Source organism: Aidingimonas halophila (assembly GCF_900106955.1).
GTDB classification, from domain to species: Bacteria; Pseudomonadota; Gammaproteobacteria; order Pseudomonadales; family Halomonadaceae; genus Aidingimonas; species Aidingimonas halophila.
Genome location: NZ_FNNI01000003.1, coordinates 11459 through 23900, shown reverse-complemented (window position 1 = coordinate 23900; position 12442 = coordinate 11459). Strand labels below are relative to the sequence as shown.

Genomic DNA, 12442 nt, shown 5'->3' with positions numbered 1-12442 from the left:
TGCCCTCTCATGCGAAGTCTGTTCGCAAGGTCGCTTAGTCGATATGGGATGACAATCCGTCGGCGATGGTCCGAGACGTGACCCGCAGCAAGTCGAGATACGTTGGCACGGGGCCGTCGGCTTCAGTGAGAGAGTCCACATAAAGGACACCGCCGTATTCGGCGCTGGTTTCACGCGCTATCTGCCTGGCCGGATCGGTATTGACGGTGCTTTCGCAAAAGACCGCGGGGATGTCGTGCTCACGGACGCCGTTGACGACGTCACGTACCTGCTGCGGCTTGCCGACCTGATCGGTGTTCATCGGCCACAGATAGAGTTCCTGCATGTCGAAATCCTCGGCCAGATAGCTGAAAGCGCCTTCACAGGTGGTCAACCAGCGTCGCTCGGACGGGATCTGCTGAATCTGGTCACGCAGGGGGCGAATCGTCTCCTGGATTTCCTGCTTGTACGCTTCGGCATTCTGTCGGTAGGCGTCGGCATTGTCCGGATCATTCTCGACGAACGCATCGCGAATGTTGTCGATGTAGATCATCGCATTGTCCAGGCCCATCCAGGCGTGGGGGTTCGGTGTGCCCTCATAGTCCCCTTCAGTGATTGGTATCGGGTCGATGCCTTCAGTGAGAGTCACCGAGGGGACATCGCCGAGATTGGCCAGGAACTGTTTGAACCAGAGCTCTAGATTGAGGCCGTTCCACAGGATCAAGTCGGCATCCTGGGCGCGTACGATGTCTTGTGGCGTGGGTTCGTAGTTGTGAATCTCCGCGCCGGGTTTCGTGACCGACACGACCTCGGCCGTATCGCCTGCCACGTTGGAGGCCATGTCGGCAAGTACCGTAAATGTGGTGACCACTTTCAGTGGTTCGTGTCGGGAATCGCTTTGCGCGTTGGCGTTGCCGGTAATGGCAAGGAGTCCTGCAACACATGTGACGAGGATGAGGCCATGGCGAGGTATCATGTGAGGACCTGCCCCTTTCGGTGTCGTGGGTTAGCTATCGCTGATTGATAGCATGTGCTATCCAAGTTGAAACATGGCTAACTAGTTAGCCTTGGCTATATTTTATAGTCTTGACTATCATTGGTTGTCAAGCCGTCGATGCCAGGCGCTGCTCCGTGCCTCGTGGTCCCATGGTAAGCGTATCGGCGCATGCGACTTACCGCTCTGCGTTAATGTGCGTTACCATGGCGTCGACTTATCTTTGTGATCTTCGGTTAACGAATGAGCGACTACGAACAGCAGAATGTGCCACCGTCCAGTGACTCCGGCCGCGATGCGTTGCCGCCCGTCACGCAGCATGCACGGCAGTACGAGACGGTGAGGAATGCACATGAAACGGAGTTGATCGAGGATTACGTCGAATTGATCGGCGATCTGATACGACATCAAGGTGAGGCGCGCGCCGCCGATCTGGCCAGCCGCATGGGGGTGAGCCAGGCAACCGTATCGAAGATGATTCGTCGGCTGAAAGAGCTTGGACTGGTCAATAGCCAACCCTACCGGTCGCTCTTCTTGACCGAAGCGGGGCAGACCATGGCGGAAACCTCGCGTGCCCGGCACGACATCGTGTTGCAGTTCCTGCGTGCGTTGGGGGTTCGCGATAGTACGGCACGCATTGATGCCGAAGGCATGGAGCATCATGTCAGTGATGAAACGCTGGCGATCATGCAGCAATTCACCGAAAAGAACGCCAGGTAATGGATGGATTCAAGCGACCGGGGGGATACGGTTCAGCGACCGTAAAGCTGGCGTATCCAGTGGTTCACGGTCGTGCCGGCATCCGCATCGGGAAGCGTGCGGCTCGCTCGTGCCAGATCTCGGGCCTCGTTGGGTGAGCAACGGTAGCGCTCGCGAAAGCTGCGTGAGAAGTGAGCCTGGCTACGAAATCCATGGGCTTCTGCCAGCTCGCCGATAGCGCGCGACTCCAGGGGGTTTTCCAGGCATTCCCTCGCGCGGGCAAGGCGTCGCCGTTGTATATAACGCAGGACGCCGCCTTCATGCTCGAATAACCGATACAGACGCGAACGCGATATGGCCGCTGTCCGGCACAGCGTAGCCGGTGTTAACCGAGGTGACGTGAGATGGCGCTCGATGAAGTGTTCCAGGCGTTGGCGGGCGATATCATGGACCGGCTGCTGCACACGCGCCCTGGCCGAAGCATCCTCGGCGCAGCAGGCGAGCAGCATATCCCGAGTAATACGGGTCAGTTCCGGCGCTTCATGCGTTTTGACACTGGGCAAGCGACGCATCAGCGCGGCCAGGTAATCCGCCAGAAAGGCCCCGCGTGAAGGATCGAGCACCAGGCCATGCGCTCCGTCGATGAACGCCGGGTGATCACTGAACAGGTCGCGCGGTAGCATCACATTGATGATATCGGTATTGCCGGATTCGGTATGCAGGGGCCGGTCGAGATCGATCAGTGACACATGGCGAGGAGCAACCTCGACCGTCGTCTCGTCGAGTTGACCGTAATAACCGCCTTGGCGGTGCACTTGCACCAACAGGTGATCGACACGGTGATTCGGCCGGGCATGATGGAAACGCTGGGCACTGGTATAAACGTTGGCCGCCAGCATATCGCCGAGACTGAATGCCTCGATTCGGGACTCGAATCGGGCCGTCGCTTCTGGCGTGGCGTCCGACAACGGCTCGACATCGAAAACCGGAGCAATCGCCTCTCGCCATGCATCGAAGCGTTCGTTTACCTCGAGCGCTTCGCTATCGAACCGAACGGCCGGGATCGTATCAGGATCAACCATATGACAGTCTGGCAATGCGGGGATGAGTCTTCTCATGCTAGCTGGTTGACTGGCGACGGCAAGAGAAAGCCATCAACGCTGTGTCATGGTTACATCGCCTGGGGCAGATACAGTGCAATTGCAGGAAACTGATACATCAGAGCGATAGCGAGCAGCATCAGCAGGAAAAAGGGGATGGTCGCCCGGGTGATCGTGAGGATGTCCTTGCCGGTCAGGCCCTGGATCACGAACAGGTTGAAGCCCACCGGTGGCGTGATTTGCGACATTTCGACCACGATCACAAGATAGATACCGAACCAGATGAGATCGAAGCCGGCGGTCTCGATCATCGGCATGATGATCGAGGTCACCAGCAGGATCAGTGAAATCCCGTCGAGAAAGCAGCCCAATACCAGAAGCAAGAGTGTCAACGCGACCAGCAGGGCGGTCGGCGACAATCCCATGCCGGCAATGACTTGCGCTAGTCGGGACGGAATCTGGGTAAAGCCCATGGCCGAGGTCAGGAAAGAGGCGCCGGCAATGATGAAGGCGATCATGGTTGCCGTGCGTACGGCGGCGAACAAGGAATCGCGGAAGATCTCGCGGTTGAAATGGCCGTTGTAGCGGGCGATCAGCATGGCCAGCACGACCCCCACGGCTGCCGCTTCGGTGGGCGAGGCCAGGCCACCATAGATGCTGCCGATAATGCCGCCGATCAAGGCCAGAATCGGCAACAGTTGCCAGCTGTTGCGAATCTTGTCGACCAGTGACATGGCTGGATCGGCGATGCCGGTACCCCCGTGACGGTTGCCGATCAGCAACGCCCAGCCCACCAGAAAGCTCATGAACAGCAAGAGTATCAGTGCTCCGGGGCCGATGCCGGCCATGAACAGCCGTGAAATCGACTGCTCCGTGACCACACCGTAGACGATCAGCATGATTGAGGGCGGAATCAACAACCCCAGGGTGGATGCGCTGGCCAGGGTGCCGATCGCCATGTTGCTGTCGTAGCCGCGTTTTTCCAGTTCGGGAACCGTCATCTTGCCGACGGTGGCGCAAGTGGCTGCCGAGGAGCCGCAGACGGCGGCGAACATGCCGCTGCCGATGATGTTGGTGTGCAGCAGTCGGCCGGGCAGCCGATTGAGCCAGGGCGACAGGCCCCGGAACATGTTGTTGGCCAGACCCGAGCGGAACAGGATCTCTCCCATCCAGATGAACATCGGCAGGGCCGTCAAATCCCAGCCATAGCTGGAGCCCCAGAAATCCGAGGCTAGTATTGGTCCCGGGGCGAAGGACGTGAACATGGCGAGTGACAGCCAGGCCGTTCCGATCAGGGCAAAGGCGATCCATACGCCACTACCCAGCAGCACGAACAGGATCAGGGTCGTCACCAGGCTCATGATCAGCATGGTGAATGTCTCCTCGCGGAACGGTCAGTTATGACTCTCTTCACGGGAATCATCGGCGTCGTCACTGTGAAACCGGGAAGGGGTGGTCAGTGCTGTCTTGAGCGTCGTTAGCAGTGCTTCGATGAGAGCGAGACACAGCAGGCCGACACCTACCATCAGCGCGGTCTGGGGAATCCAGAGCGGTATAGACAGGAACCCCGACGACACATCCTGGAACTCGATGCTTTCATCGATGAGCTGGGTCAGGCCGTACGTCAATGCCACCGTCAGCGACAGGGCGACGGCCAGGCAGAAGACCTCGGTCCAGACGCGTACTGCCGGGGGCAATCGGGATACCAGCAGCGTCACACGGATATGCGCGTGATGCACGAAGGTATACGCCAGCCCCAATCCCGTGGCACCGACCAGCAGGTAGGCCGCAATCTCGGAAAAACCGGTGATGCCGAGCCCGAGACGCGCCGCACCAAACAGCACGAGAAGGCCATCGACGCAGCGCAGTAGCACCTGGAGTGCCACCAGCCCACAGATCGCGATCATGCAGAGGGCGGCACCCCAGGCTCCCAGGTTATAGAGCTTGAGCAGTCTGAAGCGCATGGGACGGTCTCGGGACAGGCACTTAGTGTGACTCAGTCATTGCCGACTTGCTGACGATAGTTCTCGAGAACCTGCTCGGCACGCTCATCGGCACGTTCCAGCCAGGACTCGTAGAGTTCGTCGCCAGCGGCTTGCAGTGCCTCGGCCACGGCGTCATTGGGCTCCGATACGGTGATGCCATTATCCTGAAGGGCCTGGAGACTGTCTTCGTTGTCTTGACGACTCAACTCCCATCCCCGCTCTTCAGCCTCGGCGGCCGCTTCCATCACCGCATCCTGAGTTGACTCGTCGAGTTGTTGATAGGCGTCCCGGCTGATGAAAACGATATTCTTGGGTAGCCACAGGTTGGCGTCGGTGTAGTGGGAGACATAGTCCCAGGCGGTCATGGCGTTACCTGTCGAGCTCGAGGTGATCATGGCATCGACTCGGCCCGTACTGAAGGCATTGGGGATGTCCGATTCCTCGGTTTCAGTGGGACTGCCGCCGAGGTTTTCAATGAAACGTTGGGTGTTGATGTTGGGGGCACGAACGCGCAGACCATCGAACTCATCGGGATCGGTCAGTTCGAAATCGGTATAGATGCCCTGGGCGGGCCAGGCCACGGCATAGAGCGGCATCAGTCCCTCTTCGGCAAACAGGTCATTGATGACCGGTTTGGTGACCTCCCAGAGCTGATAGGCTTCCTCGTAGCTGCCTGCTACGCCGGGCAGGGTGTCGACTTCATAGATCGGTGATTCATTGGAGAGTGTCGACAGGAAGATTTCACCGGCATTGATCGTGCCACGCCGCACCGATGATTTGATCTCACCGTGCTCGACCAGCGAGCCTCCACTGTGAACGTTGATGGTCAATTCGCCATCGGTGGCCTCGGCAACGTCCTCGGCAAACTGCTTGGTGTTCTCGGTGTGAAAACTGGCATCGCCGTACGGAGTGGCCAGGTTCCATTGCGCTGCCTGGGCTGAGGTCGCCAGGGCGAGGAGTGAGCATGTAGCCGTCGCGGTGAACAGAAACATATGTCGCATGATCGGGGCCTCATTGGCTGTTCTTGGGTACTGTGAGGAGCCTGTGCGGGATAGCGGTCTCTTGTTATCGATCCATGGTCAGTACCGTGACACCCGCAACAACTTGACTATAAGGCTAATGAGCCGGTGAACGCTCGGCAAGGTGTTTTCCGTTGACCATCGGGTGTTGCTTCCCTTCATGATGGGGCAATATGACGGGGAACACTCCCCCTTGCGACTCGACATTATCAGGAGGTCGTATGACAACGGTACCGTTGTTGAACTGCGATATGGGCGAGAGCTTCGGTAATTGGAAACTCGGTCTGGACGACGAGGTGATGCCGCATGTCGATTGTGCCAACATCGCATGCGGATACCATGCTTCCGACCCTCATGTCATGCGGCGGACCGTGGAGCTGGCGGTCGAACATGGCGTACGCATCGGGGCTCACCCCGGCTATCCCGACCTGATGGGGTTTGGTCGCCGATCGATGGCCTGCTCACCGGCGGAAGCCGAGGACATGGTGCTCTATCAGATCGGCGCGCTGGCCGGCATCTGCCAGGCGGCCGGCACGTCGCTGAGCTACGTCAAACCCCATGGGGCATTATACAACGACATGACGGCTGACATGGCGTTGCTGGAAGGCGTGATGCGGGCGGTGGCCAGTTACGATGTGCACTTGCCGTTGATGGTGATGTCGACCGCCGACCCTGGACCCACTCGGGAGTTGGCCAATCGCATGGGGATCACGCTGTGGTTCGAGACCTTTGCCGATCGGGCCTACGATGGCCGCGGACGACTGGTGTCGCGTCGGGAGCCCGGTGCCGTACATCATGATCAGGAGACGATCGTATCCCAAGCGGTGGCGTTGGCACGGGGCGAGGCGCTGACCGCCAATGACGGTACGACCCTGGTGTTGCCAGCCGATACGCTCTGCGTGCATGGGGACAACCCCGAATCCATCGCAGCGGTCAAGGCGATTCGGGAGGCGTTCGAGGAACTGTTATCGGCGTGAATGGCGTCGAATCGCTAGCTAGGTGGCGGCCGGATCGATCTGGTTGGCGAGCACCTTGCGCAGGAAGTCGCGAGTGCGAGGATCCTGCGGGGCGCGAAAGAGTTGCGAGGGAGGGCCTTGTTCGACGATGTGTCCACTGTCCATGAACACCACGCGGTCGGCTACATCCTGGGCAAAGCCCATTTCATGGGTGACCACGAGCATGGTCTGCCGCTCGCGGGCCAGCTGTTTCATCAGCCCGAGTACTTCCTCGACCCATTCCGGGTCCAGGGAGGATGTGGGTTCATCGAACAGGATGATGTCGGCCTGGGCCGCCATGGCGCGGCCGATGCCCACTCGTTGTTGCTGCCCGCCGGAGAGTGACGCCGGGTAGGCATCCGCCTTATCGGCCAGGCCGATGCGCTCGAGGATCTCCCGGGCACGCGCATGGGCTTTCACCTTGGGCCAGCGGTTAACGACGATCAGCCCCTCGGCAATGTTCTCGAGCGCCGTCTTGTTGGCGAACAGCGCATAGTTCTGGAACACGAACGCCGTACGTCGCCGGGCCGCCAGGATCTCGGCACGTGTCGCCTTCGTGGAGTCGATCGTCAGGTCACCAAGCGTCAGGTAGCCGGCATCCGGACGCTCCAGGAAGTTCAGACAGCGTAGCAGGGTCGACTTGCCGGTTCCCGATGGTCCGATGACCACGATGATCTCCCCCTGCTCGATCTCGAGGTCGATGCCGTCCAAAACCGGGGCGCCATTGAAGCGCTTGACGAGTTGCTCGATCTTGATCATCGCCGATAGGCCTCGTTGAGTCTCGTTTCCAGTCGGCGCTGAAACCAGGCCAGTCCTTCGACGATCAGCCAGTAGATGATTGCCACGGTGATGAACGCCTCGAAATAGAGGAAACTACCGGAGGCCTCCTTCTGGGTCGCTCCCATCAGTTCGGTAACGCCCAGCGTGAACGCCAGGGAAGTGGCCTTGATCATGTCGATGAAGTAGTTCATGAGTGTCGGCACCGCGACTCGTGTGGCTTGCGGGAGCACGATGCGGCGCATCAACTGGCCGTTGGTCATGCCGATGGAGAGCGCCGCTTCCGTCTGGCTACGGTCAACCCCGACGATCGCGGCGCGGATCGATTCCGCCATATAAGCGGAGAAGTGTAGCGTCAGCCCCATGATCGTGGCCGTAATGCCGCCGATCTGGGTCAGGAAAGCCAACAGTTGTGGCAGGCCATAGTAGAACAGGAACAACTGCACCAACAGCGGCGTGCCGCGAAAGAAGGAGATGAACAGCAGCGTGGCACCGTTGAGTCCCGGTATCCGCAGTACCCGAATGACCGCCAGCCCACAGGCGAGGACGAGTGCCAACACCATACCCGCCACCGCCATGGCCAGAGTCAGTGGCAGGTATCGGAGCAGGATGGGCACGAGGCCCATCATATAGTCGACATTGAGGACGCTCATGGATCACGTCTCGAATCGTCAGGGCTGGGTGGTGATATCGGCATCGAACCAGCGCTCGGATATCTCGGTCAGCGTGCCGTCCTCGCGCAGTGCGTCCAATGCCTCATTGACCTGATCGCGGAGCTTGCGATCGGTCTCGGTATCACGAAACGGCAGGGCATTGCGGATTTCGGAGAATGTCGGCCCGGCCAGTTGCAATGGCAGAGGCTTCTCCTTGATGACCTGCGTGGCGCTTACCCGATCCATGACGAAGGCGTCAACACGGCCCAGCGCGGTGTCCTGCTCGATATTGCTGTCATACGTGCGAATGTCGATCTCGTCAGCGTAAGGCAATTCCCGCAACAGGTCTTCATAGTTGGATCCGAGATTGACGGCAACGCTCTTGTCGCGCAGATCCTCGACGCCTTCGATCTCCGCGTTGCCTTCCTTGACCACGACCTGCGCGCCGTCATAAACGTAGGGGTCGGTGAAGAGGTACTTGGCCTGACGCTCTTCGGTGATGGTGATCTGGTTGGCGATGGTATCGATCCGGCCCGATTCGAGCATCCCGAACAAGCCGGAGAAGTCGGCCGTCACGAATTCCACTTCCCTGTCCAGTTCATCGGCGACGGCCTCCATGACGTCGACCTCGAATCCCTTGAGAGTATCCTGTTCGACAAAAGTGAAGGGAAAGTACCCCCCTGACATGCCGACCTTGATGGTGTCGTCCTCGGCATGCACCAATCCGCCGAGGGTCATGAGTCCTGTCGCCAAGGCGGCCAGTGTGAATCGACGTAGCATGTGATATCTCCTGACGTGCGATAACGGTGAGACGTCCTTTGGGGCGTCTATGCCTGTTATCATCACACGTTAAGGAATATGAGAGGTGTGTGCAAATAGCTATTGGTTATTAATGAGCGAAGCGTTAGACAATCACGGATGCATCAAGGACAGCGTGAACCGTAACTCGCTGTGCCGACCAGTTTGGCCAGTGGGCAAAGGGCATTCGGCATGTCCGATGAATTCGTATCGTTACGCTCTCAATGCCCCAGAATTTGACTGAGAAATAGTTGAGTACGCTCCGACTGGGGATCCGAAAAGAAACGATCAGGTGCGTTCTCTTCGATGATCTGCCCTTGATCCATGAAGATGACACGGTCGGCGACCGTCTTGGCGAAGCCCATCTCATGGGTGACACAGAGCATGGTCATTCCTTCGTGAGCCAGTTCCACCATGACATCGAGTACTTCCTTGATCATCTCCGGATCGAGGGCCGATGTAGGTTCATCGAACAGCATCACGTCCGGGTGCATGCACAGTGAGCGTGCGATAGCGACCCGTTGCTGCTGACCGCCGGAGAGCTGGCCGGGGTATTTTAGCGCCTGTTCGGCAATCTGTACGCGTTCGAGGTACTGCATCGCCTGGGCTTCAGCCTCCTGCCGGGGCTTCTTTTGGACCCAGATGGGCGAGATACAGCAGTTTTCCAGCACTGTCAGGTGGGGAAAAAGATTGAAGTGCTGGAAGACCATGCCGACCTGGCGTCGGATCTGCTCGATACGTTTGATGTCCCTTGTCATCGGCAGCCTACCGACGGTGAGGTCGCCTTTTTGGAACTCTTCAAGATGATTGATACAGCGGATCAGTGTCGACTTGCCCGAGCCGGAGGGACCACAAATGACGATGCGTTCGCCACGCTCGACTTCCAGGTAAATATCGCGCAGGACATGGAAGTCTCCGTACCACTTATTGAGGCCGCGCATCTCTATCATCCTTGAAGTATTCGAGGCGGCCGTCGTTGCTTGTTCATTCATTGCTCTGTCCTGACGTCATTATAGGTAGCGTATCTTTCTCGTGATGTGTTGTTCTTGAACCATGATTCAATGACCAGTGTGCAGCCGACGTTCCAGATATTGGCTATAACGCGACATGCTGAAGCAGAAGACCCAGAAGACGAAGGCGGCGAAGACATAACCCTCGACATCAAAGCCCAACCAACGAGAGTCGGAAAGGGCTGCCTGAACGATACCGAGCAGGTCAAATAAACCGATGATCATCACCAAGGTGGTGTCTTTGAAGAGCGAGATGAACGTGTTGACGATACCCGGAATCATCATCTTCAAGGCTTGTGGCAGTACAATCAGCCCCATGCGTTTCCAATAACTCATACCCAGTGCGGCGGCCGCTTCCTCCTGCCCTTGGGGAATGGCCTGCAGTCCGCCACGGACTACCTCGGCCATGTAGGCACTCTGGAACAGCGTGATACCGACCAGGGCACGAATCAGGCGGTCGATACCGACACCGGCCGGCAGGAACAAGGGCAACATCACTGAGGCCATGAACAGAATGGTGATCAGTGGGGCTCCGCGCCAGAATTCAATGAAAATGACACAGACACTTCTCACGATTGGCATGGACGAGCGTCTGCCCAGCGCCAGGATGATTCCAATGGGCAGCGCTGCCACCATGCCGACCACGGCCAGGATAAGGGTTAGCGTCAGGCCGCCCCAGCGGTGAGTGGATACTCTGGGTAAGCCGAAATATCCGCCATGCAGCAGGAGATAGGCAATGATTGGAAAGACTAACAGGGTCACGATGGCAACCCCGCGTTTGTAGGGCAGTCCCGGTACCCCCAGCCAGGTGATAAATCCGGTGAAGAGGATGAAGACGATATTGATCCGCCAGATCTCCTCGCTCGGATACAGGCCATAGATGAACTGGCCGATGCGGGCATGGATGAATACCCAGCAAGCGCCGGCACTGGTACAGTCTTCAGGGTTGCTGCCAAGCCAGTTGGCGTCGATGACGGCCCACTGGATGGTGGGGACCAGCAGCCAGTAGAGCAGCACGATACCGGCCAGAGTGACCAGTGTATTGACCGGACCACTGAAGAGATTGGTTCTGAGCCAGGCTAGCGGACCGATGGAACGGTGAGGTGCCGGCCGCTCGGGAATCATTTCCTTGTAGTGGGTCATGACGTTCTCCTAGCGTTCCACAAGCGCCACACGGGCGTTGAACCAGTTCATGAACATCGACACCAGCAAACTGATGGTCAGATAAACCGCCATGGTCATCGCGATGACTTCGATGGCTTGCCCGGTTTGATTCAATGTGGTGCCCGCGAATACCGAGACGAGATCCGGGTAGCCGATGGCGGTGGCCAGTGAGGAGTTCTTGATCAGGTTGAGATACTGGCTCGTTAGTGGCGGTATGATCACCCGTAAGGCCTGGGGGATGATCACCAGGCGCAACACTAGTTTGCCGGGAAGGCTCAAGGCCAGCGCTGCCTCGGTCTGACCATGGGATATCGACTGAATGCCCGAGCGCACGATTTCGGCGATGAACGATGCAGTATAAATCGATAGTGCCAACCAAAGGGCCAGGAGCTCGGGGATGATGGTGACTCCCCCGCTGAAGTTGAATCCACCCAGTTCTGGCACTTCCCAGGTGACAGGGACACCGGTGACGACCAGCACCAACAGAGGTAAACCGATGATCATACCCAGTGACAGCCAGATGGTGGGCAGTCGTTTTCCTGTAGCGGCATGACGACGTCGGTTCCAGACGATCAGGGCGATGCTGGCGATGAAAGCGGCCATCATTACCACGGGGATCAAACCGAAACCGGAGAGGAATTGGGGTTGGGGTAAATAAAGTCCCCTGATGTTGAGGAAGATGACCTCTCCCAAAGACATGCTCTCCCTGGCTGAGGGGAGCGATTGCAACACGGCGAAGTACCAGAAGAAGATCTGAAGCAGTAGCGGGATATTACGGAAAATTTCGATATAACCATTCGCCAACCGGGCGATCAGCCAGTTGGGTGAGAGTCTTGCGATGCCAACGGTAAAACCGATGATCGTGGCGGCCAGGACTCCTAGGCCGGAGACCAATAAGGTATTGAGTAAGCCAACGATGAAGGTTCGGCCATAGGTACTGTTGGAAGAGTAGTCGATTAGCGTCTGGCCGATGCCGAAGCCAGCGGTATCGTCCAGGAAACCCAGGCCGGTAGTGATACCGCGAGATGCTAGATTTTCCTGAGTGTTGTGGATGATGAATACTACCAGGGCGGCTAGTGCCGCCAACAGTAGGCATTGCGCCAGCAGCGCGCGTTTGGTGCGGTCACGCCAGAATGGTGGCTTGGAGTCTGGCGAGCGCGTTTGAGGTCGAACGGACATGCAGAGTTCTCCGCTTGGATCCATCAAGCAGGGGGATCAACTGCCGACCTGGAGATAGCCAGGCCGACAGGGAACCTAACGGGATCAGCG

Annotated in this window: 13 protein-coding genes; 2 read left to right on the top strand and 11 right to left on the bottom strand. The window is 58.2% G+C overall.

Features of this window, described 5'->3' with window-relative positions:
- Positions 1-34: 34 nt before the first annotated feature.
- Complete coding sequence (locus BLW01_RS06090) at positions 35-955, bottom strand: metal ABC transporter substrate-binding protein (protein ID WP_092568625.1); 921 nt, start codon at positions 953-955, stop codon at positions 35-37.
- 261 nt (positions 956-1216) lie between these two features.
- Here BLW01_RS06090 and mntR point away from each other — a divergent pair, with 261 nt between their 5' ends.
- Entirely contained in the window at positions 1217-1693 is a 477-nt protein-coding gene (gene mntR, locus BLW01_RS06085; RefSeq protein WP_092568624.1) for a manganese-binding transcriptional regulator MntR, read from the top strand.
- Positions 1694-1725: 32 nt separating this feature from the next.
- Here mntR and BLW01_RS06080 read toward each other — a convergent pair whose 3' ends face one another.
- From BLW01_RS06080 to BLW01_RS06065, 4 genes are all read right to left on the bottom strand, one after another.
- A complete protein-coding gene (locus BLW01_RS06080) occupies positions 1726-2754 on the bottom strand; it encodes a helix-turn-helix domain-containing protein (protein WP_175529785.1) in 1029 nt (342 codons plus the stop codon).
- Between the two features lie 89 nt (positions 2755-2843).
- Complete coding sequence (locus BLW01_RS06075) at positions 2844-4142, bottom strand: TRAP transporter large permease (protein ID WP_092568622.1); 1299 nt, start codon at positions 4140-4142, stop codon at positions 2844-2846.
- A 24-nt stretch (positions 4143-4166) separates the two neighbouring features.
- A complete protein-coding gene (locus BLW01_RS06070) occupies positions 4167-4736 on the bottom strand; it encodes a TRAP transporter small permease (protein WP_092568621.1) in 570 nt (189 codons plus the stop codon).
- A gap of 32 nt (positions 4737-4768) precedes the next feature.
- On the bottom strand, positions 4769-5758 hold the full coding sequence (locus tag BLW01_RS06065) for a TRAP transporter substrate-binding protein (RefSeq protein WP_092568620.1): 990 nt from the start codon (positions 5756-5758) through the stop codon (positions 4769-4771).
- Between the two features lie 239 nt (positions 5759-5997).
- On the opposite strand from BLW01_RS06065, the gene BLW01_RS06060 reads away from it, so the two are divergent.
- Complete coding sequence (locus BLW01_RS06060; RefSeq protein WP_229806427.1) at positions 5998-6753, top strand: 5-oxoprolinase subunit PxpA; 756 nt, start codon at positions 5998-6000, stop codon at positions 6751-6753.
- Between the two features lie 18 nt (positions 6754-6771).
- Here BLW01_RS06060 and BLW01_RS06055 read toward each other — a convergent pair whose 3' ends face one another.
- The 6 genes from BLW01_RS06055 to BLW01_RS06030 all read right to left on the bottom strand — a co-directional run bounded on the left by BLW01_RS06055 (position 6772) and on the right by BLW01_RS06030 (position 12352).
- The gene (locus tag BLW01_RS06055; protein WP_092568619.1) at positions 6772-7530 is read right to left on the bottom strand and encodes an amino acid ABC transporter ATP-binding protein; all 759 of its coding nucleotides are present in this window, start codon (positions 7528-7530) and stop codon (positions 6772-6774) included.
- Positions 7527-8201 (bottom strand): amino acid ABC transporter permease, encoded by a 675-nt coding sequence (locus tag BLW01_RS06050; RefSeq protein WP_092568618.1) that lies wholly within the window; start codon positions 8199-8201, stop codon positions 7527-7529. Before BLW01_RS06050 ends, BLW01_RS06055 begins: the two co-directional genes overlap by 4 nt.
- Before the next feature lie 18 nt (positions 8202-8219).
- Positions 8220-8981: an amino acid ABC transporter substrate-binding protein gene (locus tag BLW01_RS06045; protein ID WP_092568617.1), complete on the bottom strand. Its 762-nt coding sequence runs from the start codon at positions 8979-8981 to the stop codon at positions 8220-8222.
- A 239-nt stretch (positions 8982-9220) separates the two neighbouring features.
- Positions 9221-9949 (bottom strand): amino acid ABC transporter ATP-binding protein, encoded by a 729-nt coding sequence (locus tag BLW01_RS06040; RefSeq protein ID WP_092569004.1) that lies wholly within the window; start codon positions 9947-9949, stop codon positions 9221-9223.
- 108 nt (positions 9950-10057) lie between these two features.
- Positions 10058-11152: an amino acid ABC transporter permease gene (locus BLW01_RS06035; protein ID WP_092568616.1), complete on the bottom strand. Its 1095-nt coding sequence runs from the start codon at positions 11150-11152 to the stop codon at positions 10058-10060.
- 9 nt (positions 11153-11161) lie between these two features.
- Complete coding sequence (locus tag BLW01_RS06030) at positions 11162-12352, bottom strand: amino acid ABC transporter permease (RefSeq protein WP_092568615.1); 1191 nt, start codon at positions 12350-12352, stop codon at positions 11162-11164.
- Positions 12353-12442 lie beyond the last annotated feature (90 nt).